Genomic DNA, 26254 nt, shown 5'->3' on the forward strand with positions numbered 1-26254 from the left:
ATCTTTAAATATTGTGAGTTAAGTGTTGTGGTTAGTTGATTCCGGCACTGCCGCTTTCCTTGGTTCTGATTCTGTAGGCTTCGATCATATCGGAAACGAAAATTTTACCATCGCCGACATTTCCTGTGGAAGCGGACTCGAGTAGTGTGTTTACCGTACGCTCCAAAAAGCTATCCGACACTACAATGACCAAGTACCTTCTTTGAATGTCCGAAGTGCTATAGGAAATTCCTCGATACACATGCCCTTGTTTTTCATTACCCACTCCGGTTACATCCCAGTAACTGAAGAAGTTTACCTCGATTTCATGAAGTGCTTTTTTCACCTCATCAAACTTGGATTTTCTAATAATTGCCTCGACTTTTTTCATAATTAAGTAGTTAATTGATGGGTCAAATATATATCAACAGAAATATCACCTCCTAAAAAATAGGGGTGTAATCAATAATTTTTATGATAAAAAGAAAAACACCCCCTTAAAATTAGGGGTGTCATAAAAAAAATATAAAATTTTTGGAATCAGTATTGAAAAAAGGCACGGCTTTGGGCAGCAATAACCATTATCCACATGATAATCATGGGATTTCAGCTAATTCCTAGTAGAAAAAATCAGAAGGAAATATATATAGGTATGAAAATCAGTCGCCCAGTTTGGACAACCATATTCCTAGGGCAACAGCAAGTATGCCTACCACCACACTAGAGATGGTATAGATGGAGAAGTGGAGCAGCTCACTGTTTTTGAGTAAACTGTGCTTTTCAAAGGCGAATGCAGAAAAAGTAGTGAAGCCACCGCAAAAACCAGTGGCCAAAAAGATGGTGGTGTTACCTGAGAACACATTGTTCTTGGTAGAAATTCCTAGAATGATGCCAATAAGCAGACAGCCAACAATGTTGACTAAAAAGGTGCCTAGGAAAAAATTTTGAAGTACAATGTTCAGGGGCTTGGAAATCAGGTATCGCAATGCGCTGCCTAGACCCCCTCCCAAAAAAACAAGAAGTACCTGTTTCATACCTTAAAGGTACAAACTATACAGCTTTCTTGTATTCGTTCTCGGACTGATCGCGGGGGAGGATTTTTTTGATCGTGGAATCCGAAACTTTCTGAATGGGTTTTCTAAAGCTTCCGCCGGAACCATTTACGCTAAATACTAAAAGTATGGCGTTAACGGCTAGTAAAATAAATAAGAGGCTGAAAAATGTGATCATTTGTTTATGCAAATCAGATGCAATACAAAAGTACGTCTTTTCCTATAGCGATGATGCTATAGTCTGATTAAAGTTGTAAACATCCACATTTTTGTTGTGTAATCAATAAGATTGTTAATTTTTGAGAAAATATTTGATCATAAACAGGATAATTATGAAAAGTACAAACGAGATCAACACCCATTGAACACCCTTGTAATTCTTTTTGTGCCAAGACTTATCCTTTTTATAGGTTAGCGTAATCACGATCACAAATGCGATAAAAAAAAGGGCGGCAAAAATTAGTTGTCCGGTGCTGAACATATTTTCTATTTTTATGCAAAGCTAAATCAAAAGAAGCAATGCAAAGTAAAATTAAAGCTGTGGAATTGTTCCATAATTCGTTCGGTCTTGGGGTGAAACAAAAACCCCAGGCAAATCTTGGAGCGGAAAAGAACCGGTTGCGGTTCAATCTAATGGACGAGGAGAACAAGGAATATTTGGAAGCAGCAAACGAGGGTGATTTAATCGAGGTCGCCGATGCCTTGGGCGATATGCTCTACATTCTGTGCGGAACCATTTTGGAACACGGAATGCAGTACAAGATAGAAGAGGTTTTTAACGAGATCCAACGGAGCAATATGAGCAAATTGGGCGAAGATGGAAAACCTATATATCGGGAAGATGGAAAGGTGCTCAAGGGTCCTAACTATTTTAAACCCAATATTGAAGAAATTCTAAACAATTAAAAAAAGCGCCGAAAGGCGCTTTTCTTTTTAGTTTACTGGATATCTCCAGCCAAATTTGTCATCGGAACGGTTGTATTGTACATCCGTGATATATTTCTTGAGCCTATCGGCATAGCTATCCTCCAATTCTGGAAGTTCATAATCGGTTCCCTTGTGTCCGAATGCCGCGATTGGGGAAACCACGGCTGCGGTACCCGCGCCAAACATTTCCTTAAGACTGCCGTTGTTGGCGGCCTCCACCACTTCGGATACTGAAATTTTGCGAACCTCGGTTGATATGCCTTGATCTTCGGCAATTTGCAGGATACTTTTTCGGGTGATACCATCCAAAATACGGTCGCTGGTCGGGCCGGTGATCAAAGTATCGTTAATACGAACGAAGATGTTCATGGCGCCTGCTTCCTCGATATACTCGTGAGTGTTATCGTCGGTCCAGATCACCTGGTGATATCCCTTTTCTATGGCCAATTGGGTAGGGTAAAACTGACCGGCATAATTCCCGCCCGCCTTGGCATATCCAACCCCTCCGTTGGCCGCCCGTGAGTAATTCTCTTCAATAAGTACTCTTACTTTTCCAGAAAAATAGGCACCGGAAGGAGCGCAGGCAATTATGAATTTATACTCATCCGCCGGGGAGGCGTGGAACCCGTTTCCTGAAGCCAGGATAAAGGGCCTGATATACAATGAGCTCCCGGGGTTTTGCGGAATCCAGTCCTTCTCTACCTGCAATAGGGTAGTTAGGCCATCCATAAAATGGGATTCCGGCAATTCTGGAATCGCCAATCTCTTGGCCGACTTGTTGAATCGTTTAAAGTTCTCCAAAGGTCTGAACAACCAAGCTTTTCCATTTTCGTCCTTGTAGGCCTTCATTCCTTCGAAAATGGACTGGCCATAGTGAAAAATTTTGGCAGATGGGTCCAGACTAATTGGCTGATATGGAACCACCTTTGGTGTTTGCCATGCCCCATCCACATAGTCGCAGACTAGCATGTGGTCCGTATAGACACTTCCAAAGGAAAGGTTGTCAAAATCAACATCGTTAATTTTGGAAGTGATAGCTTTTTCCACAAAAATGTTGTTTACCATTGTATCCATAACTTTACCAATTAGACCCTAAAATTAGCCATTTATTGTTAGTTTTGGTACAATGCCTTTTTCTAATTATCATCCTTTGTTAGGGTGGGTACAAAACTTATAGATTATGAGTTTTTTTAACAAATTCACTACAATTTTAGCAATGTTTTTTTGGGTTTCGTTGAGTGCCCAAGAATCTCAGAAGGGGATTTTCTATGGAAAAGAATTTGATATTCAGCCAAAAGCTTCAATTTCCAATATTCAAGAGGACATAAGTGTTGATGAAGTAGTACAAACCCAATTGAAGGGGAGGATTAAGGAAGTCTGCCAAGCAAAAGGTTGCTGGATGAATGTTACCCTTGACAATCAAGTGGTGGTATTTGTAAGGTTTAAGGATTATGGTTTTTTCGTGCCCACTGATTCAGCGAACCATGATGTTGTCCTAAATGGTGTTGTTTTTATGGAGGAAATATCGATCGAAGACCAAAAGCATTATGCAAAAGATCGCGGCGATTCCCCTGAGGAAATTGCCAAAATAACCAAGCCAATGCGCCAATTGCGTTTTGAAGCTGAGGGAGTTTTAATCCACTGATAAAGTTGAAGCGCCGTATTATCAAGACTGCAGATGGCTCCAAAACCATCCAAATCGAGGATTGGAACGAACAGTATCATTCCAAGCATGGTGCCGTTCAAGAAGCCTATCACGTTTTTATCGAGCACGGATTGCGAATGTTCGACACGCCCAAACTGAACATTCTTGAAATTGGCTTTGGCACTGGATTGAATGCCCTGATTACCCTAATGGAATCACAAACACGCAACCAAAAAATTAGCTATGTGGGGGTTGAGGCGTATCCCGTTTCTACAGAAGAGGTTGAGGCCTTGGGGTATTGCGCTCAATTGGATGCCGACATTTTTGAACCTGCCTTTAAAAGGATGCATTCCTCTCCCTGGGAAGAACAAATTGCCATAACAGAACATTTTCAACTACTAAAGCAACAAAAGGATTTCAAGGAGATTGTTGACTCCAATATGTTCAACCTTATCTACTTTGATGCTTTTGGGGCGCGAGTACAGCCCGAACTTTGGACAGAGGATATCTTTTCCAAAATGTCTGAGGCATTAATGCCCGAAGGGATTTTGGTTACCTATGCCGCCAAAGGCAGCGTGAGAAGGGCTTTGCAAGCAGTTGGGTTTATCGTGGAACGGTTGCCCGGCCCTCCCGGAAAAAGGGAAATGCTCAGGGGCACCAAAAAATAATCTTGATGTATTCGGAATCCAACGGATTCGTTAGGGTTAAACAATTCTGTTAAACCTACATTAATACCGAAATAACCACCTGTTAAAACGACTAACTTTGCACTAAATTAAAGGTATGAAGGTGCTGATTACGGGAGCAACAGGATTGGTAGGGCAAGAGATTGTCAAAGTTTTGAATTCTGAAGGTGCAACAGTCCATTATTTGACCCGAAACAAAAAGAAAATTAGTACTTCGGACAACTACAAGGGTTTTTATTGGGATCCCTCGAAAAGGGAATTGGACGTACGAAGCCTGGACGGGGTTTCGGCCATCATCAACCTAGCTGGTAGCAGTATAGCCAACAGATGGACAAAATCACATAAAGCCAGGGTACTGGAAAGTAGGGTGAACAGCTTGTTGACCCTTAAAAAAGCATTGGAAAAGGTTAATGTGTCGCACATCAAATCCTTTGTGTCCGCTTCCGCCATCGGTATTTACCCCCATTCGTTAACCAAGCTGTACAATGAAAATGAGGAAGGTGTGGACAAGAGTTTTTTAGGTGACGTGGTTGCGCAATGGGAGGATACTGCAAAGGGTTTTAAGGATTTTGGTTTCAATGTCTCCCTGGTGAGAATAGGAATTGTGCTGTCCAATCAAGGAGGTGCGCTCCCCAAAATGGCAAGACCCATCAAAAATTATGCGGGTGCCGCCTTTGGTAGTGGGGAACAATGGCAATCGTGGATACACATTACCGATTTGGCCCAGATGTTTGTTTATATCGTTACCCAAAACCTTAAGGGAACCTTTAATGGAGTGGCACCAAATCCAGTGACCCAATCCAAAATGACCAAAATCTTGGCCAACGTGCTACAAAGACCTCTTTGGTTGCCTAATATCCCAAAATTTATAATGAAGGGACTGCTGGGGGAGATGTCGTATTTATTGTTTTCCAGCCAACGGGTCAGCAGTAAACGCATAGAGAAAAAAGGGTTTGTTTTCACCTATTCCAATTTAGAACCTGCCTTGATCAATCTCTACGAAAAAAGGGAGGTAAAATCCACTGATACCCCATAAAGTTTTCTCGGAAACACCCTTGTAATCTTCTTTCTTAATTAGGATTCCCGCCTTTGGCGGATTTTTTAGTGTTTTCTTGTGACATTTTGACATTTTTGGACAAATGGCAGTACTTTTGCCACTTCAAAAAAGGAAAAAACAAAGCGTATATGAGCAAGAAGAGTAAGGTTGAGGAGATAGAGGGGGAATTGAATGAATCCCAAATAGCCGAAAATCCTGAACTGAACCAAGAAAATAAGGATGGAGCAAACGAAGCTGAATCTGGGAATTTATCCGAGGAAGACCAATTGCGCGAGGAACTGGCCAAGGAAAAGGACAAGTTTCTAAGGTTATTCGCAGAGTTTGAGAACTTCAAAAAAAGGACTTCCAAAGAACGCATGGATCTGTTCAAGACTGCCGGTCAGGAGGTCATGGTTTCCCTATTACCCGTTTTGGACGATTTTGACCGTGCCATGAAGGAATTGTCAAAATCCGAGGACAAGGAAATGTTCAAAGGAGTGGAGCTCATCAACAATAAATTCAAAGAAACCCTTAAGGCAAAGGGATTGGAGCAGATAGAAGTTGGCGAGGGTGATGTGTTTGATGCCGAAGTGCACGATGCAATTACCCAGATTCCAGCACCCAATAAAAAATTGAAAGGAAAAATAATCGATGTGGTTGAGAAGGGCTTTAAACTTGGAGAACGCATCATCCGTCACCCCAAAGTGGTTGTGGGCAACTAAAATATTATGAAGGAGGACTTTTACGACATATTGGGGGTTTCCAAGGGTGCATCCGCAGCGGAAATCAAAAAGGCCTATAGGAAAAAGGCCATTGAATTCCATCCTGACAAAAACCCTGGGGATACCAAGGCAGAGGAAATGTTCAAAAAAGCTGCCGAAGCCTACGAGGTGCTCAGTGATCCGGATAAACGCGCCAAGTATGACCAATTTGGTCATGCAGCATTCGAAGGAGGTGCCGGATTTGGTGGCGGAGGTATGAACATGGACGATATCTTCAGTCAATTTGGAGATATCTTTGGAAGTGCCTTCGGTGGCGGCTTTAGCGGATTTGGCGGATTTGGTGGCGGGCAACGCCGTGTAAAGGGGAGTAACCTCCGTATCCGTGTAAAACTGACCCTGGAAGAGGTGGCCAATGGCGTTGAGAAAAAAGTAAAGGTGCGCAGAAAGGTCCAGGCCGATGGCGTAACCTATAAAACCTGCCCCACCTGTAACGGAACGGGCCAGGTTACCAAGATTACCAATACCATTCTTGGACGCATGCAAACCGCAACAACATGTAATACTTGTGGTGGAGCAGGGCAGAGTATCGATAAACGCCCTAGCGATGCAGATGCCCAAGGTTTGAAAGTGTCCGAGGAAACCGTTTCCATCAAAATTCCTGCAGGCGTGGAAGATGGGATGCAGCTAAAAGTGAGCGGGAAAGGAAACGAAGCCCCTGGAAATGGGGTGCCAGGGGATTTATTGGTGGCCATTGAGACCACAGAACACGCTACCCTTAAAAGAGAAGGTGATAACCTTCACTACGATTTATACATCAGTTTTTCCGAAGCGGTATTAGGAAGTTCCAAGGAAATAGACGCAGTTGGAGGAAAGGTTCGCATAAAATTGGAACCTGGAATCCAATCTGGAAAAATATTGAGATTACGGGGCAAGGGAATTTCCAGTATTAATGGATATGGAAGCGGAGACCTCTTGGTCCATGTAAATGTGTGGACCCCCAAAGAGCTCAACAAAGAACAAAAAGAGTTCTTTGAACGCATGCAGAGTGATGAAAATTTTACCCCTAAACCCGAGAAATCGGACAAGTCGTTCTTTGAAAAGGTCAAGGATATGTTTTCTTAAAGAACAGAATAAAAGTTTTCTGTTTAAATAAAAAACGTATATTTGGAACTGATGTTGGGAAACCAATATCTAATTTTCTTTTTCATAGCAATTTTTTTCCCATCCTTAGATTTTTTTAAGGGTGGGTTTTGTTTTTAGGGATAATCCGGTCTTTTTGACCAATTATATATCTTTGAAAAAATAGTTTAGATGGACCACATCCTTGTTGCCAAAGACGTCTCCAAATCTTACGGGGATCACCAAGCATTGCGCAACATTTCATTGGAAATACCCGAAAATTGTATCTATGGCCTACTAGGTCCAAATGGTGCCGGAAAGACCACTTTTATTAGGATTATCAACCAGATTACCTATCAAGATTCCGGGAAGGTTTTGTTCAACGGAAAATCTTTGGCTCCTGAACATATTGCCCTAATTGGTTACCTCCCAGAGGAAAGAGGGCTGTACAAAAGCATGAAAGTGGGGGATCAGGCCTTGTACTTGGCCCAGTTGAAGGGCTTGTCCAAAAGTGAGGCCAAAAAAAGGCTCAAATATTGGTTTGATCGTCTTGATATTGGGGATTGGTGGGGAAAGAAAATTCAGGAATTGTCCAAGGGCATGGCCCAAAAAATCCAATTTATTGTAACCATACTCCATGAGCCCAAACTGTTGATATTTGATGAACCTTTCAGCGGTTTTGACCCCATAAATGCCAATATCATCAAGGATGAGATTTTGCAGCTCAAGGAGAAAGGAACATCCATAATATTTTCCACCCACCGAATGGAGTCTGTGGAAGAATTGTGCGAGTATATCGCACTGATCCACAACTCTGAAAAAATATTGGATGGGAAATTGTCCGATATCAAAAAATCATATAAGAACAACATTTTCAATGTGGGGCTGCAAGTGGATAGGGACGCACAGCTGTTTTTAGATGATTTGAAGACGCAATTCCAGATTTTATCATCCCAGTTTTATCAACAGGAATGCCAATTGGATTTTAAAGTGCAATTACCCTCAGGGAACACAACGGAAATTTTGACTCAATTGTCCAAACAAGCAAACATTAATCGTTTTGAGGAAACCATTCCCACGGCCAACGATATTTTTATTCAAACAGTAAACAAGAGGGACAATGGCAGGTAAGCTGGGTTTGATCATAAAAAGGGAATATTTGGCAAAGGTGAGGAACAAATCCTTTATCGTCATGACCATTTTGAGTCCCATTCTAATCGTGGGCATGATTGTATTGATAGCCTACCTCACCAAGGTGAACGACAGTGAAAAAAGAGTGGTGGCGGTGCTTAATGAAAGTGGGTTTTTGCATAGGGAATTTTCAACCTCGGAGCATACTTCCTTTATTCAATTCGAAGACATTTCCCTGGATAAAGCCAAGGATTCTACCAGTTCCATGGGGCTTTATGGACTTTTACATATTCCTGATGGAAAAGGTCTGGAACAAGTTGCTAAAACAGCCTATTTATACACAAAGGACAATCCAAATACCCAGATTACCCAGCAATTGGAAAGGGTTTTTCAGAGAAAACTTCGCCAAAACAGGTTGGGCGACCTTGGGGTTTCAAGTGAACAATTTTCGGACATAGAAAAACCGTTCGAACTAAACTTGGCCACATTTGAAGGTGAAAAGAGCGTAAAGGGAATAACCGAGATCAAGGCTTTTATCGGGGGTGGTTTTGGATACGCAATCATGATGTTCATTATTATTTACGGCACGTTCGTGATGCGCAGCGTAATCGAGGAAAAAACAAGCAGGATCATTGAAGTGATTATTTCTTCGGTGAAGCCCTTTCAACTTATGCTGGGCAAAATTATAGGGACTTCCTTAGCTGGGGTCACCCAATTTGTTATTTGGTTGATTTCGGCCTCTTTGCTCTTGTTTGTAGTGCTGCTTATTTCGGGAATCGATATTTCCGCTGTAATGGCCGAACTACAGAATACGCCAGGGGCTATGGGCGGAATGTCGGAGTTGGCCAACACCTTGGACGAGGATACCCTCCTTTACGCCCGCGAAATCGTGAACATTCCCTGGTTGCTTTTGATTTCTTCATTTCTATTGTATTTTGTGTTGGGCTATTTTATCTATAGTTCCATTTATGCGGCCATTGGGGCGGCTGTGGACAATGAAACCGATACCCAACAATTTGTGTTTCCCGTTATTTTGCCACTAATGTTGGCGATTTATGTAGGATTCTTTTCAGTGTTCAGCAATCCCCACGGGCCTATAGCTGTCGGTTTTTCCTTGTTTCCATTAACTTCGCCCATTGTGATGCTAATGAGACTCCCGGCAGGAATAGGGGAAGGGGGAGTTCCGCTATGGCAACTTTTATTGTCTATCCTACTTTTGATAGGCAGCTTTTTGGCCATAGTTTTCTTGGCAGCAAAGATTTATAGAGTGGGAATTTTGATGTACGGCAAGCGACCCACCTACAAGGAACTGGTAAAATGGCTTCGATATTAAGGTAATATGCAGCAAGAAACAAACGAGATAAAGGAAATCATCCAAGAGGATATCTGGGGTTCCGTCAAGGAGTTCCTCAATTTGGGAATCCATTTGGGGGAGGGTGAAAAATCAATTCACCTGACCATTGGTCTTTTGCTGTTGCTCGGGGTGGCGTTTGTGGTGACCAAATTTTTACTGAAATGGGTACGACATCTGTTGACCCGGAAAATGGAGACCGAGGACAAACAGAAATTTTCCAGTGTCTTTAAGTTTACCAACTATTTTATCTATCTGGTGGTCGTCATGGTTACCCTTAGTGCCGCTGGAATAGACATTACGTTGATCATCACTGCCTCTGCCGCTCTTTTTGTGGGCTTGGGATTGGCGCTTCAAGAACTGTTTCAGGATATTCTTGGGGGTATTTTGATCATAGTGGATAAATCTTTGCAAGTGGGTGATATTGTGGAGGTCGATGAAAAAGTGGGGAAGGTTTTTGAAATAAAGCTGCGAACCACTAGGGCCATTACACGGGACGATAAGGTAGTGGTTATTCCAAATCATAAGTTTATTAGCGATATTGTTTTTAACTATACGCAAAACCACCGGACCACTATGGAGAAAATAAGTGTGGGAGTGGCGTATGGGAGCAATGTGGAATTGGTGACGCAACTATTGCAGGAGGTTGCGGCCGAACAGAAATTGGTACTGAAAAATCCAAAACCTTTTGTCCTTTTTGATGATTTTGGGGATTCGGCCCTGCAATTCTCCCTAAACTTCTTTACTAATGATAGTTTTGCAGGACCTCGGATAAAAAGTGCGATTCGCTATAAGATAGATACCAAATTCAGGCAAAACAACGTTACTATTCCATTCCCACAACGGGATGTACACATTATACAGCAGCAAAAACCTCAAGCATCACAAAAACCTCAACATATCAAAAAACCAACTGGAGACGAGTAATTTGGCTTGGCTTGTTGTTTCCCTTTCTTGGTTTTGGACAAAGTTCGGATGTACTGCGTTTGGAATACCTGAACATTCCTGAAAATGATACAGGGATAAAGACCCAGCGCTATAAATTCCTTTTCAATCTACCCATTAGGCTCAATCAAAAAAAAGACTACCTGATTGCTGGTTTGGAGTATAACAAACTGGACGTGGGCTATGCCAGGGATTTCGGTTTCGATAAAAGCGGTCTCAACCGCTTCCATGTAGTTGATTTAAACGCCGGGTTCATCACCAAATGGAACGAAAACTGGAACCTGGTGGGGATTATTACCCCGAGATTTGCATCAAATTTTACAGACGGCACCTTGACTGATGATTTTTTCCTGAATGCCACGGCGACCATGTGGAAGGAAAATTCCAAGGCGGAGAAGCCCTATAGGATTGTTTTGGGCCTTTCTTACAATAGTACCACAGGATTACCCATTCCCTTGCCATTGGTAAGCTACTATCGCAGGTTCCATCCAAAATGGTCTTATACCCTGGGGATTCCGCGCTCCAGCTTTAAACACTATATTGCCAAAAAGCATGTTTTCGAATTGGCATTGTTCTTGGATGGCTACTTTATAAATATCCAGGACAATATTGTTTTGCCAGATAGTCAAATTGCTTCCAAAATATCGTTATCGGCCCTGGTGGGTGCTTTGGGATACCAATATAGCTTAAGCAAGCGAATGAAATTTTACACCTTGGTGGGGCGTTCCATCGAGCAACAGGGCAAACTGAGGAATGATCAAAGGGGCGATGTTTTTGTGTTGAATGACGAAGCAAATTTTTATATTCGGACTGGGTTCAAGATTGGAATTTTTTAAATAGAAATGTATGTCAAAAATATTGGTCATAGAAGACGAATCGGCCATTAGAAGGGTCTTGATAAAAATATTGAGCGAAGAGAGCGATACCTATAGCGTTCACGAGGCAGAAGATGGTTTAAAGGGAATGGAGGCCATAAAAAAAGAGGATTTTGATTTGGTTCTTTGCGATATAAAAATGCCGAAAATGGACGGAGTTGAGGTATTGGAGGCTGCTAGAAAGATAAAACCTGAGATTCCGTTTATCATGATTTCGGGGCACGGGGACTTGGATACCGCCGTGAACACCATGCGCCTTGGAGCCTTTGATTACATCTCCAAACCCCCAGATTTAAACCGATTGCTTACTACAGTTAGAAATGCCCTGGACCGAAAGGAATTGGTGGTAGAGAATAAAATATTAAAGAAAAAGGTCTCCAAGAATTACGAAATGATTGGGGAGAGCAAAGAGATAGGGACCATCAAAGATATGATCGAGAAGGTGGCCCCAACCGATGCCCGGGTGCTGATTACTGGACCCAATGGGACGGGAAAGGAGTTGGTGGCGCATTGGTTGCATCAAAAAAGTCCGCGTTCCGTGGCTCCTTTTATTGAGGTAAATTGTGCTGCAATTCCTTCTGAACTTATTGAAAGTGAGCTTTTTGGGCATGTGAAGGGAGCGTTTACCTCGGCTGTAAAGGATAGAGCCGGAAAGTTTGAGGCCGCCAACAAAGGGACGATTTTTTTGGATGAAATTGGGGATATGAGTCTTTCGGCCCAAGCCAAGGTACTTCGCGCCCTACAAGAAAATAAAATTTCGAGGGTTGGGACCGATAAGGACATTAAAGTGGATGTGCGGGTTTTGGCCGCTACCAACAAGGACCTTAAAAAGGAAATTACAGATGGTAAATTTCGGGAAGACCTTTATCATCGATTAGCGGTGATTCTCATCAAGGTTCCCGCATTGAATGATAGAAGAAACGATATTCCACTGCTCGTTGATCATTTTTCAAAGAAAATAGCATCGGAACAGGGAACCGCAGCCAAGGATTTCTCCAAAAAGGCCATGGAACTGCTAAAGAGTTACGATTGGACAGGAAATGTCCGGGAATTGCGCAATGTAGTAGAGCGACTGATCATTCTTGGGGGAAAGGAAATCTCTGAGGAGGACGTCAAGCTTTTTGCTAGCAAGTAATTAATCCACAGTACATTCTCCCAAGCGTACTAGGGCGTCACTTGCAATGGTCTTAACGCGTTGGTGATATTGCTTTTTATGTTCGGATAGTTCGGTGTTTAGCAGGGTAACGCTTGCTTCTTCATGAATTTTGGCAATAAACTGGTAGGCTTCCTTGCACTCCACATCGGTTACCACTTTGCCTAGGGAAGATTCGAACCCCAGTAAGCAATTATGGACTTGATTTTTTACAGGATCACCATCCGGTAATACCACCCCTCCTTGTTGCTTTAAGGCTTCAGTTGTATTCAAAAAGAGCACATCGTTTCCGTAGGCACTGGTAGAGTCTTCTTCGAAGACTTTGAGAACCTTACTACTGATCTCAATGTTTTCCAAAGCAGTATGCAACAGCTTCTTGGAGGCTGTAAACGATTTGGCTTTTGTGGCATCTTTCAGGAAAAAGAGCGCGGCTTCCAAGCTTTCTATAGCACCATCACAACCACATTCAAGGAAATTACTCCTTGTTTTTTCAATACTGTTTAGGGCCTTATAGGCAAAGTATTTGGATTGTTCAAAATCGTCCGCAACAATGGCGGCCTCGGTTTTACCTTTAATGTAGTCCAAATTGGAGTTGGCGTATTCGCAGGCATTGCGCGAAATAAAGGAAGACAATATCAATAGGCTGATAACACCTAAGATAAAGACTATAAGTAGGATAATCTTTCTTGTTTTCATAACGCTCGATTTGGGACGGTGCGTCTTATGTTTCCTACGAAATTAGATGAAGAATCCGCAATCGGTAAAAAAAATCGATAAAACACGAACTTCCACTATAAGATGTAGATAGGATCGGTGAGTTGCGCTTTTTGTTCGACGGTTGAAGTACTGGTCAAAAAAAACTATATTCATTCCCATGGAAAACAAGGATTTGGACCAGTATCGGGTAAAAAAGGCAGTAAAACTCTCCCAAATACCCACTTTGGAGGACTTTGGGACCGATAATAAGACCCTTAAAAAGGAATTGGAGGATATAAGGGAAGAATTGGGAAAATTTCAAGATAAGCTCTATGCCCATGGAAAATATGGGGTGTTGGTCTGCTTGCAGGGAATGGACACCGCGGGCAAGGACAGCCTTATTCGGGAGGTTTTCAAAGATTTCAACGTTAGGGGGGTACAAGTACACAGTTTTAAGGTGCCAACGGAATTGGAGTTGAAACACGACTATTTATGGCGGCACTATATTGCGCTTCCGGAACGGGGCAAATTCAGTGTTTTTAATCGTACGCACTACGAAAATGTACTGGTGACCAAAGTGCATCCAGGCTATATTTTAGGGGAAAACATCCCAGGAATCAATACCGTGGAGGATATAGATGATACCTTTTGGGAAAATAGATATCGGCAAATCAATGATTTTGAGCGCCATATTGCGGAAAACGGCACCCTAATTTTTAAATTTTTTCTGCATTTATCCAAAGAAGAACAAAGACAACGCTTGTTGCGAAGAATCCGATTACGGGAAAAAAATTGGAAGTTTTCACCGGGAGACCTAAAGGAACGTAAGCTCTGGGATGCCTATCAAGACTGTTACGAAGAAGCCTTGAACAAAACCTCGCCGGAGCACGCTCCATGGTATATAATACCTGCGGATAATAAAAGGGCGGCAAGGGTAATAGTGGCCTCCATCTTGTTGGAAGCGTTAAAAAAATATAAAGATATAGAGGAACCGGAGTTGGATGCCGAAATAAAGGCTAATTTAGAAACCTTCAAACAAGAACTTGAAAAAGAAAGCTAATGAGAACGATTTTACTCCTGATTCTTTTGGCGGTCAGTGCCCCAATTGTTGCCCAATCCGAAGACGAGAAACAATTAAGAGCAATCTACGATATGGCGCTTACCAATGGTAAGGCCTACGATTGGCTCAACCATTTGTCCAATCAGATTGGGGGTCGACTTTCCGGGTCGGTGCAGGCACAGCAGGCTGTGGACTATACTAAAGGGCAGTTGGATTCTCTTGGGTTGGACCGGGTGTGGCTGCAACCTGTTATGGTTCCCAAATGGGTTAGGGGAACTCCGGAGTTTGCCTATATCGAAACCAAACCAGGACTTACGACCAATGTTCCCATTTGTGCCCTTGGAGGGTCCGTGGCCACCCCAGAAGGTGGGGTAAAGGCCAAGGTTGTGGAAGTGCAGGGGATTGAAGACCTCGAAAAATTGGGCAGGGAAAAAATTGAAGGGAATATCGTTTTTTACAATAGACCCATGGACCCCAAACTAATCAGCACTTTTGCATCGTATTCCGGTTGTGTGGACCAGCGGTATTCTGGAGCAGCGGAGGCTGGAAAATATGGTGCCGCCGGTGTAATTGTGCGGTCTATGACGCTTCGATTGGACGATTACCCGCATACAGGTTCCATGGCTTATGGGGATACGCCAGTGGCCAATCGTGTTCCAGCGGCGGCCATTAGTACACAAGGGGCAGAACTTTTGAGCACCACGCTAAAGCTAAATCCGGATATCAAATTTTATTTTAAGCAGAGCTGCAAGCAGTTTGATGATGTGGAATCTTTTAACGTGATCGGTGAAATTCGGGGAACAACCCATCCCAATGAGATCATGGTTATTGGTGGACATTTGGATTCCTGGGATTTGGGCGACGGTTCCCATGATGATGGCGCGGGTTGCGTACAGAGCATGGACGTGCTACGCTTGCTTAAAGAAACGGGATATAAGCCAAAAAGAACCTTACGTGTGGTACTTTTTATGAACGAGGAAAATGGGCTTAGGGGTGGCAATAAATATGCTGAAGTTGCCCGGAACAAGAATGAAAAACATGTCTTTGCCTTGGAGAGTGATGCTGGAGGGTTTACCCCTCGGGGGTTTTCCTTTGATTGCTCGGAGGAAAATTTGGCCCAGGTACAAAGTTGGAAAGGTCTGTTTGAGCCTTACCTTATCCACATGTTTGTTAAGGGATATAGCGGGGCGGATATTGGTCCCTTAAAACACGAGGGATTGGTATTGGCAGGGCTTCGACCCGACTCACAACGTTATTTTGACCACCACCATGCCGAAAATGACACCTTTGAGCATGTAAACAAGCGGGAGTTGGAATTGGGTACCGCTACTATGGCCAGTTTGGTGTATTTGATGGATAAGTACGGGACCATCCCCGATACAAAGATTAAGGGGTAACCAATAATTAATTTGAAGTAATCCGGGGTGATTAATTTTACTCGGAATCAAAGCTATTCAAGGAGAATTAATTTTCAGGCAACATTGTCCCACCCACATACATTCATATATGCTTGGGTTTCCTTATCAGCCATGAAAAAGAACTGCATACAATTTTTAAGAGTTACTATGTCCCCATAGACCCAACATCCCTTACCATCCCACCAATACCCTCGAACTACGGATTCTTTGCATGGGTCGTCAATTCCTTTATCATCACCTTGGTGGATTACTGTATTTCCCTTTTTTATTATTACGTGAATGACATTATCGGTTTCACCATCCAAAACCTGTATGACTTCCAATTCTTCTGATTCAATCACCAAAGGTGTAAGAGAAATTATTTTGGCAGAAAAAGTGTCAAATTCCACGTGTTTTTTAGCATGTTCGTGAGGGCTTTCAAAGTTCAACTGTAGATTAACAGATTGTGGATCTGTTGAAGGTCCTATCTCTTCCTGGGAACAGGAAAAAATCAACAAAAAAACAATTGATAGTGTAAGTAGATTAATGGTTTGGATTCTCATAATTTTGGTTTTTTGGTTAGAGAATAGTTTGTGAAATCTAATTGTTGGAATACGATGGAGTAAGTCATTACCACAAATAGTGTTCTTAAATAAAAAAATGTAAGGTCGAAATTGATACCCAGGGAGGTTCTTCGTAGGATATCGATGAGGTTAGGTAAACCTAGTGTTTACTTTTTGTAAGAATAAGCCATTTTCCAAATTAAACGGAAGTAATTGTTTGTACTTAGTTTACAATGGCTCCACAAGCGCTCGGGCAAATTCATAAGCCGAGATTTTATCAAAGCAGTTGTTGGCCCCATTTTGGGCTTTGCCGTTGATTTCCAAATAGAGGGTGAACGTACCCTTTACAACCTGAATAATGACCAAGTCCAATTCCCCAAATTCCACTTGGATCAAGCCAAAAGCATCATCCCCAAGGTCATCTGCAGGTTCATAAGTGGCCACGGATAAAGCATCCGCCTCTTCTGCATTGTACTCTTCAAGTGCAGCCTCCTCGGTAAAATGGTTGTACACCCTAATGGAAACGGTATCGTCGAATCTGTAGACACCTTCCTTTTGGTCGGCATTACAAATATCTACGGGAAGGGTATTGAATTCAAATTGTCCAGCAGCTAATCCGCAAAAATCATTGATCCGGACACTGGCCCAATACTCAGCACAGTTTAAACTATTTTCGGGCGGGTTTTGGCAGTGACCTTCATAGCTTAGTAGCAATAAGGTCAAAGCCATAAAAGGGATGAATTGCTTTTTCATGACACATGGTTTACAGATAGGAATAATCTTCGTAACGTTCGGAGGTTCTTCAAGTTACGAAAAAAAGCAAAAGCATATTACCCAAAAATGGCAATTTGGAATAGAGCTTATCGGTTAGAAAGGAAGTACAATCCACTTTCCCTCAAAACAAACCCTAAGCTTTTATACATTTGAATTGCAGGTACTCGGTGGTGCCCGCTAAAAAGGAGAATTTCTGCAAGTTCTTTTTCCTTGGCGATATCCAGGAGCTTTTCCATCAGTTTTCGCCCAATACCCTGTCCTCGGGAATTGAAATCCACCACCACATCCTCGATCCAACCTTTGTTTCCAGATATGGCAAGATATTCACATAAAGAGGCAATACCTAGAATCTGCCCATTTGCCACACAATACACCAAGGTGGCTTTGTTTGAGTTATCGAGTACACGATCTAGGTTCGCTTGCTTTAGGTCGGGGGCAAGCTGTTTGAACAAATCGCTAATCTGTGTTTGGATTTGTGGCGTAAGGTCTTCTTTTTTTAAAACGTCGATTTTCATGGGGCTGATACTATTTTTTCTTTAAACCTTCCACGGTGTAGGTCGTTATGGGTTCCGATTTCCCCTTTACCAGTAACGGGGGCATTTTCTTTAGGATAAATCGGTCATCCAAGTCATTCTTAATGTCATCTGTGATAAGAATATCGGTATTGTGTTCCCGGGTAAGTGCCTCAACGCGGGCCGCCACGTTGATGGGATCGCCAACAACCCCAAATTTGCTCAACTCGTAGTTGCCCATGACTCCAGCGAGAACCCTTCCTTTATGTATTCCAATTCCAAAAGATAGTTCGGGAAACCCTCTGTCCTTCAGTTCTTTGTTGTACTCCTCCAAGGCCTCTCTCATCTCCAAGGCGGCCATTACAGCATCCTGAACCTGCCATGGATTATTTCTGAGAGCTCCAAAAAGCGATAAGATACCATCACCAATCAGTTCTGTTACCTGGCCATGATTTTTACTCAGTACCTGGCTCATGCACCGGAAATAGCCATTTAAAATACCCACCACATCCGAGGGTTCCATTTCATCGCACATTCTGGTGAATCCTTTCAGGTCGGCAAACAGCACGGTTACCGAACGCATGGTAGGCTGATATGCGCTGTCGGAATCTGTGAGGTGTTCGATAACTTCTTCTGGTGTAAATCGCCCAAAATGGATTTGAAGTCTTTCCAGTTTTTCGTTCGTGTGCTCGAGTAGCTTCACCAACTTTTTGTTATGTTTTTTTAGCCGAAGAATAAGCAAGGTACAGACCGTTGCCAACACTAAACCGATTAAAATGAAATACACTAAGCCCATTATCCTAAGAGAACTGCAAGTCTAACGGTTGAATTTGCAAGAGACGCGACCCCAATCGCTTCCAGCATCATGGGTTCGCCAACCTCTTGGGTGAGTTCCCGTACCCTCGATTGGATGGAGGCATTCTGAAAGTGGATGGTCTCCCTTGTCCATGCCAGCAGGCTTTCTTCCTTTTCATTTAAGTGGGAAGAGGATAAGGTGGCGAGTGCGGTTTTAAATTCTTCTTCGGAGAACCCACAATTCAATGCCATGTCGTGGGTTTCCGCCATACAGAACTCACAATTCAACGTATTGGCCACCACAGCGAACATTAGCACTTTCAATTTTCTGGATAGCGTGTCCGATTCCAATGCCCCATTAAGGGCGTCGTGCATGGCCTTGGCCGCCGGTAAGCCTATCAATTTTTGTACAACCCCTGGAAAGGACTCGGGGTCACCTTCGATATTTGTGGATTCTGTCCAACCAATACTCCTAAGTTTCTTTCCAATTAGAGGTCGAAAAATCTTCCCCAAAAGGCTATTGGGCAAGCGTTCCAAGGATGCCATTGGAGGAGCAGAAATAAAGGTGCACACCCGGTTCATAAAACAATGGTTTACGATCACGAAAGCCATTTCTGCAACAGCCATGGGCGAGTATCCCAACCGAAGAAGCTCTTCCCGGTCCTTTTTGGGAGGTCTTGGATTGGAACGGGATAAATTTCTACAGAATCGGATAAAGGCGCGCTCTTTCTCGTTCATGTCCGCCAATTGAACATTATGTTCAATGTTCTTTATCATTTTTTCCGAATAGCCCCAAAGGCGCATCCATGATTTGGCTACCCCGTAGCAGTACCTACAGGCATTTTCTTGGGCTGCCACAAGGCCACAGATATCAGCCAATTTTGTTGGGAATTCTTGGGCTTCGTACCGAGGCCATTTTAATACGGTTCTTCTAAGCCAAGGACTTCTAGAGGTTCGCGTGTGGATATCCGGGATTTGACCAATATCCGCTTTGATCTCGGCTTCCCATTCCGCATCATGAAATACGGAGATGGTGGGGTCTCCCCATTCAATTTCGTTAATTAATAAGCCCATACCATCTATATTATTTGTTCCCTCTTCTCACTCCCTATCCACGCATAACGGAATATACGGTTAAACCTAAAGATCAACAAAAAATAGCCAAAAAACCGTTGTTTTTCAGGGGATTGTGCAGAGTATGTCATTGAAAGGAATACGATATGTCCCTTATTGAGTTAAATTGGATTAATCCCCCGTAAAACTCTTACCTTTGCAGCCTTAAATTTGAAGAATCGAGCAATCGAATAATCTAATATTCAAAGAAATGCAAGACGGAATCTACGCAAAATTCAATACCTCAAAAGGAGAGGTCTTGGTAAAACTAACCCATGATAAAACCCCGGGTACTGTGGGAAACTTTGTGGCCTTGGCCGAAGGAAATATGGAGAATTCAGCCAAACCCCAAGGAAAACCTTATTACGATGGCCTTAAGTTCCACCGGGTAATTGCTGACTTTATGATACAGGGTGGATGCCCACAAGGAACTGGAACCGGTGATCCCGGGTACAAGTTTGATGATGAGTTCCATCCAGAATTGACCCACGAAGGTCCTGGAGTGCTTTCCATGGCCAATGCAGGTCCTGGAACCAACGGAAGTCAATTTTTCATCACTCATGTCCCTACCCCATGGTTGGACAATAAGCACACTGTTTTTGGACATGTGGAGCACGGTCAGGAAGTTGTGGACGCTATTGCACAGGGTGATGCCATAGACAGTCTTGAAATTGTACGGGTTGGCGCCGAAGCCGAAGGCTGGAATGCCATTGAGGCCTTTAGAACTTTTGAAGGTGCTAGGGAGAAGAGAATTGCGGAAGCGAAGGCACGTGCTGAAGCGGAAATGGAGAAGTTGGCAGCAGGTTTCGAAAAAACCGATAGCGGTTTGCGATTCAAATTGATTCAAGAAGGAAGTGGTGCCAAGGCCGAGAAAGGCAAAATGGTATCTGTTCATTACGAGGGGAGTCTAACCGACGGGCAAGTATTCGATTCCTCTTACAGCCGAAACCAACCCATAGATTTTACCTTGGGTGTGGGGCAGGTTATTCCAGGATGGGATGAAGGTATAGGATTGTTGAAGGTTGGGGACAAAGCCCGTTTTGTGATTCCTTCAAATTTGGCCTATGGCAGTGCAGGTGCTGGTGGTGTTATTCCTCCGGATGCCACTTTGATTTTTGATGTAGAGCTAATGAACGTTAAGTAGCGGAACAATCAATAGAAATAAAAAAAGCCTCCTAAAAAAGGAGGCTTTTTTTATTTAGATCTGTTTACGCTTACCAACAGTAAGCAGAGGTTGAGCGCAAGTAATAATAGCAGAATCGTAAAAAATGTGCCCATAGTCAATGATTTTTCAATACCGTTTGTGTTTGTTTAGTAACAATTCAACGGGAAAATACCCTACTATATTGTGCTACTTTTTTGAACTATTGACACTTAGCAGTAGCAAAATCAAGTTGACGGCCAATAAAATGGCGAGGATTAGAAAGAAGGTATTCATGCAATTTCAGTTTAATGGTCGAGGGGGAACGGTGTTCTTGTTAATTAGATAGAAAAAATCAGGGAGGTTGCGCGGAGATCAAACAAAATTGCAAATAAAAAAACCCGGGATAAAATTCCCGGGTCGTATCGTATAAAAAAGTAAGTTGGTACCTTAATCTATGACTTGCACATTAACGGCGTTCATACCTTTTTTTCCTTGTTGTAGTTCGAATTCTACAACGTCACCTTCCCTAATTTCGTCAATTAAGCCAGAAATGTGTACAAAGTGATCTGTTTCTGAACCGTCTTCAGTGATGAATCCATAACCTTTGGAATCGTTGAAGAATTTTACTGTTCCTTTACTCATTACTAAATGTTAAAAAATTAAATGAGCTGCGAAGGTACACTTAATTTATTCAGAAACAGGATTTTTTTAGTTTTTTCAACAAACTAATGTATTAAGCCGTGGGATCGGGGGTTAACCGTAAATAAGGTTTTATTTCCTCAACCCCTTTGGCGAAAATTTCTTTGGCCTCCCCGGTTGGGATAGCGGGACTTACCACCACTTTTTCCCCACTTTCCCAATTTGCAGGTGTAGCGACCTTGTGGTATGCCGTGAGTTGTAGTGAATCCACAACCCGAAGCAATTCGTAAAAATTCCTACCTGTGGATGCCGGATAGGTCAATATCAATTTTACAGACTTGTCAGGACCAATGATGAATACGGAACGCACGGTCAGGGTATCATCCGCATTGGGATGGATCATGTCGTAAAGATCAGAGACCTTTCTATCCTCATCTGCAATAATAGGAAAGTTAACTACGGTGTTTTGGGTTTCGTTGATGTCTTTTATCCATTCGGCATGGGATGCCACACCATCAACACTCAGGGCCATCATTTTTACGTTGCGTTTTGCAAATTCCTCCTTGAATTTGGCCGCGGTACCAAGCTCGGTGGTACAAACGGGAGTAAAGTCGGCGGGATGGGAGAACAAAATGCCCCAACCATCGCCTAAATAGTCGTAAAAATTTAGTGAGCCTTGTGAGGTCTCTGCTGTAAAATCCGGGGCAGTATCGCCCAATCGTAATGTTGCCATTTTATCTTGTTTTTTTAGATTGTAAATAGGGGGTCTTACAAAGTTAAGAGATTGTGGTTCCCCAAGTTCATACAGGAGTTAAAAGTGTATTAAAGTTTTTTTTCACCCAATGATTTTCATCAGGTAACATGGGTTGTACTGGAGTAAAGTTTCCTATTTTTAAACCATGGAAAAAGACGAACAACATCTACGTTACCCCATAGGTACATTTCAGGCCCCGGAACATATTACAGAGGATCATGTGAATGGATGGATAACTGTTTTGGAACAACTTCCGAAGCGATTGGAAGCCTTGGTTTCCCCACTTTCGCACGAACAATTGGAAACGCCATATCGCCCGGAAGGTTGGACGGTTAGACAATTGGTCCACCACATTTCGGATAGTCACCACCATAGCTATATACGATTTAAATGGGCACTAACGGAGGATAATCCTGTAATCAAACCCTATTTTGAAAAGGAATGGTCCAAACTGTTTGATGCAAAATCCGCGCCCATAGAAATGTCATTGGATCATCTGAGGGTAGTACACGCTAAATTGGTCTATTTGCTCAAGGGACTCACGAAAGAACAGCTACAGCGAACCTTTACACATCCCGACGGCAATGAGGTGGTCACCTTGGAAGAAAATATTGGCAGGTACGCATGGCATGGAAGCCATCATTATGCCCATATCGAGAATTTGATCAAGCGGGAATCTTGGTAAACTAGAGTTGTTTCGTAAGTACCCACATCGCTTTTTCTGAAGGAATGGCGTGGGGCAGGGTAAGCTCACATTCCCTTTTAATTTGGAAGCCGTTTTTGAGATAAAACTGAATCGGACCGCCCTTTTGCATGGTGTCCAACCATACTATATTCTTCCCTAGATTTTTTGCGTAGGATTCGATGAGCCAAAGTACCTGTTTGCCTATGCCTTTTCCAGAAAATGCTTCGAGCAAATAAATCTTTTCGGCCAATAGGGCTTCCGCCCCTGAAAGTTCATCCAATGGGGAGTCCAGTACTAATTTTACAATTCCCGCGATACTATCCTCCGATTTAACCAGAAAATGCTTTAGGTTGGAATTTTCCAAACCCTTTTGGACCACTGCAGTGGTAAAGCTCCGACTAATATAGGGGCCAGGGTCCCGATTTTCCCATAGATGCAAATAGTGCTCATGATAGCTTTGTTTGCCAACGGAAATATAGGTATCCAAGTTTTCCTGGGTTACGGGCTCAAGCGTTACATTTTGTGCCATAGCTATGGGTTTTCCCCACCTTCCGGACCATAAAACAGGACCCAGGTGGCAAAATCATCCGTAAAATTTTCAAAACGATGGACTACCCCTGCAGGTACGAATAGGAAATCTCCGGGTCCAAAGGTGGTTCTAAGCTCTCCATTTAAAAATTCTCCAGTTCCCGAGATTACAACATAGACCTCATCCCTGCTATGGGGTTGTTGGAGATCCACCTTATCAGGTTTGTAGATTTCCACTTCCAAGGTTCCGTGATTGAAAAGGGTTTTGAATGGGCCATCGTGTTTTGCCAATGCCTCCAACGCCTCTTTTGGATTTATTTTCATTGATGTAGACTTAGGTTCCTGTCCCAACAGGAATCATTTTTTGATTACTTCCATTTGATATTACACCCAATACTTGGTTTTTGCTCTCCGCTGATTTCCCTACCCTCGAGCAAGGCATCCAGGGCATTTCTGAGGTCTTTGCCCGTTAGGGGCAATCCATTACCTGGTCTGGAATCGTCCAATTGTCCGCGATAGACCAAGCATAAATCCCCATCAAACAGAAAGAAATCCGGGGTACAGGCAGCATCATACGCCTTGGCCACATCTTGGGTTTCGTCATATAGGTAGGGGAAGGTATAACCTTCCTCCTGCGCCTTTTTTTTCATCAAATGGGGAGCGTCGTCCGGATAGTTGACCACATCGTTACTGGAAATGGCCACAAAACCAATTCCCTTGGATTGGTACGCTTTTCCCAAAGTAGAAATTTCTGGGTTTACGTGCACCACAAAAGGGCAATGGTTGCAAATAAACATAACCACGGTTCCCTTTGTTCCCTTCACCTCGTTCAAGGAAAGGTGAGCATCGGATACTGTATCAATTAGGTTAAAACTGGGGGCCTTGGTTCCCAAGGCCAACATATTGCTAGGGGTTCTTGCCATGTTTGCTCTTGTTTAAGACCATGAATTTAGTGGACTTTGTCCACAATTGAAAGAATCCTGTATATTGTAGGACAAACCCTGTTGTTTTTTGGAACAAATTATTGATAACGTTCATATCAATTTTGACGAAAACGCACTTTGGACACTTAACGTGGCCTTGGCATTGGTCATGTTTGGTATAGCCTTGGAAATTTCCATGAATGACTTTAGGAGACTGCTAAAGACCCCAAAACTTGTATTGACCGGGGTGATGAGTCAATTTCTTTTACTTCCCATTATCACATTTTTTCTGGTTTGGATTACCGAACCCCTGCCAAGTATTGCGCTGGGCATGTTTATGGTTGCGGCCTGCCCAGGAGGCAACGTATCCAATTTCTTTACCCATTTATCCAAAGGCAACGCTGCCTTATCCGTTACCTTGACTGCAATTGCTACCTTGTTGGCCATTTTTATGACCCCTTTTAACTTGAGTTTTTGGGGTGGTTTGTATCCACCTACAGCCTCCATTTTAAAACAAGTATCGATTTCACCTTTGGAGATGGTCAAATTGGTTGCACTTCTACTGGGGGTTCCCTTGATTTTAGGTATGCTCGTGAACCATTATAAACCCAAAATTGCCAAGAGAATGGCCAAAGGGTTTAAGATAGGGTCACTGGTATTTTTTATGTTCTTGGTGTTTTTGGCCCTTTACAACAATCGGGAGATTTTCATGGAATACATCTTCTATGTTTTTTGGTTGGTGGTGATCCATAATTTAGTGGCTTTGCTAACGGGCTATTCCCTTGCCAAATTGATGCGATTCTCCAAGGAGAATGTGCGATGTTTGACGATAGAAACCGGCATCCAGAATTCAGGATTGGGTTTGCTATTGATCTTTACATTTTTTGACGGTCTGGGAGGTATGGCATTATTGACCGCCTTCTGGGGTATTTGGCATTTGATTTCAGGTCTGGCCATGGGCCTTGTTTGGGGAACGCGACCAATTGATAAAAAGAAGTTGATTTGAAGCAATTGACCTATCAGCTCATTAAACTTTGGATTAAATTAGGGTTGTATTGCTATTATAGAAAAATCACCCCGAAGGGTACGGAACACATACCCAAAGACAAACCGGTTCTCTTTCTTTCCAATCATCAGAATGCCTTGATGGATGTACTCTTGATTGCGACCCATGTGAAACGAAAGCCATGGTTTCTAACACGCTCCGATGTTTTTAAAGGTGGTTTGGTCAATGGATTATTCGGCTTTTTACAGATGCTTCCCATCTATCGGATTCGGGACGGAAAATCCAATTTGCATAAGAACAAGCTCGTTTTTGATCAATGCGGAAATTTATTCGGGAACAAGGAGGCAATTTTGATATTTCCCGAGGCCAATCATAGTCTAAAACGGAGGGTAAGGCCTTTGAGCAAGGGATTTGCCCGAATAATTACAAATGCTTTGCAGCAAAACCCAGAATTGGATATACAGTTGGTTCCAATTGGTCAGAACTACGCGTATCCAAGGCAAGTTGGGGATTCAGCGGCTCCTCACTTTGGTCGACCCATTCCCGTTAGGAAGTTCTTGGATTCCGCTGACTTTGTAGGGGATATCAAACTAAGGGTTTTTGAAGGCCTCACCGCCCTTACGACCCATATCCCTGAATCCATGAATGATGAGTTGGTACAAAAAATTGGAACGGAAGGTAAAATTTACCTAAACCCAATGGAAGTCAATGCGATGGTTCCCCAGAACAGCTATTCTGAAAAATTAGCTTCTCGAAGGAGCGTTTTTCCAAGAATCCTGAAATCGCTTTTTTATGTATGGAATTTACCCTTTGTGCTGTTGTGGCGCGTTGTGATAAAACCGAAGGTTCCAGAGCCCGAATTTGAAGCAACATTTCGTTTTGGCTTTATGGTTTTTGTCTATCCCTTATGCTATTTGATTTTACTATTGGCGCTATGGAAGGAATATACCTTATCAACTGCCTGCCTTGTCATTCTTGGTCATGCAATGCTGAACATTTTGTTGGTGAAAATGGGAATAGCATCCCCTGCTTCACAAAAATAGA

31 protein-coding genes are annotated in these 26254 nt (G+C 42.8%); 17 read left to right on the forward strand and 14 right to left on the reverse strand.

Annotation, left to right across the window (positions count from 1 at the left end):
• Nucleotides 1-31 precede the first annotated feature (31 nt).
• Both M3P07_RS01850 and crcB read right to left on the reverse strand, forming a co-directional pair.
• A complete protein-coding gene (locus M3P07_RS01850) occupies nt 32-370 on the reverse strand; it encodes a P-II family nitrogen regulator (protein WP_249968191.1) in 339 nt (112 codons plus the stop codon).
• Between the two features lie 268 nt (nt 371-638).
• On the reverse strand, nt 639-1013 hold the full coding sequence (gene crcB, locus M3P07_RS01855; protein ID WP_249968192.1) for a fluoride efflux transporter CrcB: 375 nt from the start codon (nt 1011-1013) through the stop codon (nt 639-641).
• Between the two features lie 537 nt (nt 1014-1550).
• On the opposite strand from crcB, the gene M3P07_RS01865 reads away from it, so the two are divergent.
• On the forward strand, nt 1551-1937 hold the full coding sequence (locus M3P07_RS01865; RefSeq protein ID WP_249968194.1) for a nucleoside triphosphate pyrophosphohydrolase family protein: 387 nt from the start codon (nt 1551-1553) through the stop codon (nt 1935-1937).
• Between the two features lie 27 nt (nt 1938-1964).
• Here M3P07_RS01865 and M3P07_RS01870 read toward each other — a convergent pair whose 3' ends face one another.
• Nucleotides 1965-3032 carry a branched-chain amino acid aminotransferase gene (locus M3P07_RS01870; RefSeq protein ID WP_249968195.1) on the reverse strand — a complete coding sequence of 356 codons (1068 nt, stop codon included), beginning with the start codon at nt 3030-3032 and terminating at the stop codon, nt 1965-1967.
• Nucleotides 3033-3138: 106 nt separating this feature from the next.
• Here M3P07_RS01870 and M3P07_RS01875 point away from each other — a divergent pair, with 106 nt between their 5' ends.
• From M3P07_RS01875 to M3P07_RS01920, 10 genes are all read left to right on the forward strand, one after another.
• The gene (locus M3P07_RS01875) at nt 3139-3603 is read left to right on the forward strand and encodes a DUF4920 domain-containing protein (RefSeq protein WP_249968196.1); all 465 of its coding nucleotides are present in this window, start codon (nt 3139-3141) and stop codon (nt 3601-3603) included.
• 5 nt (nt 3604-3608) lie between these two features.
• Nucleotides 3609-4271 carry a tRNA (5-methylaminomethyl-2-thiouridine)(34)-methyltransferase MnmC2 gene (mnmC2, locus tag M3P07_RS01880; RefSeq protein WP_249968197.1) on the forward strand — a complete coding sequence of 221 codons (663 nt, stop codon included), beginning with the start codon at nt 3609-3611 and terminating at the stop codon, nt 4269-4271.
• A 115-nt stretch (nt 4272-4386) separates the two neighbouring features.
• Entirely contained in the window at nt 4387-5325 is a 939-nt protein-coding gene (locus tag M3P07_RS01885) for a TIGR01777 family oxidoreductase (RefSeq protein WP_249968198.1), read from the forward strand.
• A gap of 149 nt (nt 5326-5474) precedes the next feature.
• Nucleotides 5475-6047, forward strand: coding sequence for a nucleotide exchange factor GrpE (locus M3P07_RS01890; protein ID WP_249968199.1), 573 nt, complete (start codon nt 5475-5477; stop codon nt 6045-6047).
• Between the two features lie 6 nt (nt 6048-6053).
• Nucleotides 6054-7169 (forward strand): molecular chaperone DnaJ, encoded by a 1116-nt coding sequence (dnaJ, locus tag M3P07_RS01895; RefSeq protein ID WP_249968200.1) that lies wholly within the window; start codon nt 6054-6056, stop codon nt 7167-7169.
• A gap of 189 nt (nt 7170-7358) precedes the next feature.
• On the forward strand, nt 7359-8297 hold the full coding sequence (locus tag M3P07_RS01900) for an ABC transporter ATP-binding protein (protein WP_249968201.1): 939 nt from the start codon (nt 7359-7361) through the stop codon (nt 8295-8297).
• Nucleotides 8287-9630, forward strand: a complete 1344-nt coding sequence (locus tag M3P07_RS01905; protein ID WP_249968202.1) for an ABC transporter permease — start codon at nt 8287-8289, stop codon at nt 9628-9630. The genes M3P07_RS01900 and M3P07_RS01905 overlap by 11 nt, the downstream gene beginning before the upstream one ends.
• 6 nt (nt 9631-9636) lie before the next feature.
• Nucleotides 9637-10575, forward strand: a complete 939-nt coding sequence (locus M3P07_RS01910) for a mechanosensitive ion channel family protein (protein WP_249968203.1) — start codon at nt 9637-9639, stop codon at nt 10573-10575.
• A gap of 14 nt (nt 10576-10589) precedes the next feature.
• The gene (locus M3P07_RS01915) at nt 10590-11429 is read left to right on the forward strand and encodes a DUF6268 family outer membrane beta-barrel protein (RefSeq protein WP_249968204.1); all 840 of its coding nucleotides are present in this window, start codon (nt 10590-10592) and stop codon (nt 11427-11429) included.
• 10 nt (nt 11430-11439) lie between these two features.
• Nucleotides 11440-12603 carry a sigma-54-dependent transcriptional regulator gene (locus tag M3P07_RS01920; protein WP_249968205.1) on the forward strand — a complete coding sequence of 388 codons (1164 nt, stop codon included), beginning with the start codon at nt 11440-11442 and terminating at the stop codon, nt 12601-12603.
• Here M3P07_RS01920 and M3P07_RS01925 read toward each other — a convergent pair whose 3' ends face one another.
• Entirely contained in the window at nt 12604-13317 is a 714-nt protein-coding gene (locus tag M3P07_RS01925; RefSeq protein WP_249968206.1) for a hypothetical protein, read from the reverse strand.
• 178 nt (nt 13318-13495) lie between these two features.
• Between M3P07_RS01925 and M3P07_RS01930 the strand changes: the two genes are divergently transcribed.
• Complete coding sequence (locus M3P07_RS01930; protein ID WP_249968207.1) at nt 13496-14377, forward strand: PPK2 family polyphosphate kinase; 882 nt, start codon at nt 13496-13498, stop codon at nt 14375-14377.
• The gene (locus M3P07_RS01935) at nt 14377-15774 is read left to right on the forward strand and encodes a M20/M25/M40 family metallo-hydrolase (protein ID WP_249968208.1); all 1398 of its coding nucleotides are present in this window, start codon (nt 14377-14379) and stop codon (nt 15772-15774) included. Before M3P07_RS01930 ends, M3P07_RS01935 begins: the two co-directional genes overlap by 1 nt.
• A 74-nt stretch (nt 15775-15848) precedes the next feature.
• Here M3P07_RS01935 and M3P07_RS01940 read toward each other — a convergent pair whose 3' ends face one another.
• From M3P07_RS01940 to M3P07_RS01960, 5 genes are all read right to left on the reverse strand, one after another.
• On the reverse strand, nt 15849-16337 hold the full coding sequence (locus tag M3P07_RS01940; RefSeq protein WP_249968209.1) for a hypothetical protein: 489 nt from the start codon (nt 16335-16337) through the stop codon (nt 15849-15851).
• 228 nt (nt 16338-16565) lie between these two features.
• On the reverse strand, nt 16566-17090 hold the full coding sequence (locus M3P07_RS01945) for a hypothetical protein (protein ID WP_249968210.1): 525 nt from the start codon (nt 17088-17090) through the stop codon (nt 16566-16568).
• A gap of 107 nt (nt 17091-17197) precedes the next feature.
• Nucleotides 17198-17626, reverse strand: coding sequence for a GNAT family N-acetyltransferase (locus tag M3P07_RS01950; RefSeq protein ID WP_249968211.1), 429 nt, complete (start codon nt 17624-17626; stop codon nt 17198-17200).
• Between the two features lie 10 nt (nt 17627-17636).
• Entirely contained in the window at nt 17637-18326 is a 690-nt protein-coding gene (locus tag M3P07_RS01955; RefSeq protein WP_249968212.1) for an adenylate/guanylate cyclase domain-containing protein, read from the reverse strand.
• A 92-nt stretch (nt 18327-18418) separates the two neighbouring features.
• The gene (locus M3P07_RS01960) at nt 18419-19492 is read right to left on the reverse strand and encodes a carboxymuconolactone decarboxylase family protein (protein WP_249968213.1); all 1074 of its coding nucleotides are present in this window, start codon (nt 19490-19492) and stop codon (nt 18419-18421) included.
• Between the two features lie 250 nt (nt 19493-19742).
• Between M3P07_RS01960 and M3P07_RS01965 the strand changes: the two genes are divergently transcribed.
• A complete protein-coding gene (locus tag M3P07_RS01965) occupies nt 19743-20675 on the forward strand; it encodes a peptidylprolyl isomerase (RefSeq protein WP_249968214.1) in 933 nt (310 codons plus the stop codon).
• A gap of 447 nt (nt 20676-21122) precedes the next feature.
• On the opposite strand, the gene M3P07_RS01970 is transcribed toward M3P07_RS01965, so the two are convergent.
• Entirely contained in the window at nt 21123-21317 is a 195-nt protein-coding gene (locus M3P07_RS01970; RefSeq protein ID WP_249968215.1) for a cold-shock protein, read from the reverse strand.
• 91 nt (nt 21318-21408) lie between these two features.
• The gene (locus M3P07_RS01975; protein WP_249968216.1) at nt 21409-22047 is read right to left on the reverse strand and encodes a peroxiredoxin; all 639 of its coding nucleotides are present in this window, start codon (nt 22045-22047) and stop codon (nt 21409-21411) included.
• A 166-nt stretch (nt 22048-22213) separates the two neighbouring features.
• Here M3P07_RS01975 and M3P07_RS01980 point away from each other — a divergent pair, with 166 nt between their 5' ends.
• A complete protein-coding gene (locus M3P07_RS01980) occupies nt 22214-22753 on the forward strand; it encodes a YfiT family bacillithiol transferase (protein ID WP_249968217.1) in 540 nt (179 codons plus the stop codon).
• A gap of 1 nt (nt 22754) precedes the next feature.
• On the opposite strand, the gene M3P07_RS01985 is transcribed toward M3P07_RS01980, so the two are convergent.
• Genes M3P07_RS01985 through M3P07_RS01995 form a run of 3 tightly spaced genes read right to left on the reverse strand, consistent with a single transcriptional unit; the run spans nt 22755 to nt 24204 of the window.
• Nucleotides 22755-23282, reverse strand: a complete 528-nt coding sequence (locus tag M3P07_RS01985) for a GNAT family N-acetyltransferase (RefSeq protein WP_249968218.1) — start codon at nt 23280-23282, stop codon at nt 22755-22757.
• 2 nt (nt 23283-23284) lie between these two features.
• Entirely contained in the window at nt 23285-23605 is a 321-nt protein-coding gene (locus M3P07_RS01990; protein ID WP_249968219.1) for a cupin domain-containing protein, read from the reverse strand.
• 44 nt (nt 23606-23649) lie between these two features.
• Nucleotides 23650-24204, reverse strand: a complete 555-nt coding sequence (locus tag M3P07_RS01995) for a thioredoxin family protein (protein WP_249968220.1) — start codon at nt 24202-24204, stop codon at nt 23650-23652.
• Between the two features lie 88 nt (nt 24205-24292).
• On the opposite strand from M3P07_RS01995, the gene M3P07_RS02000 reads away from it, so the two are divergent.
• Together M3P07_RS02000 and M3P07_RS02005 are read left to right on the forward strand one after the other, a co-directional pair.
• Nucleotides 24293-25210, forward strand: a complete 918-nt coding sequence (locus tag M3P07_RS02000; protein ID WP_249968221.1) for a bile acid:sodium symporter family protein — start codon at nt 24293-24295, stop codon at nt 25208-25210.
• Nucleotides 25207-26253, forward strand: coding sequence for a 1-acyl-sn-glycerol-3-phosphate acyltransferase (locus tag M3P07_RS02005; protein WP_249968222.1), 1047 nt, complete (start codon nt 25207-25209; stop codon nt 26251-26253). Before M3P07_RS02000 ends, M3P07_RS02005 begins: the two co-directional genes overlap by 4 nt.
• Nucleotide 26254: the final 1 nt, after the last annotated feature.

This window comes from Flagellimonas myxillae (genome assembly GCF_023502235.1).
Lineage (GTDB): Bacteria > Bacteroidota > Bacteroidia > Flavobacteriales > Flavobacteriaceae > Flagellimonas > Flagellimonas myxillae.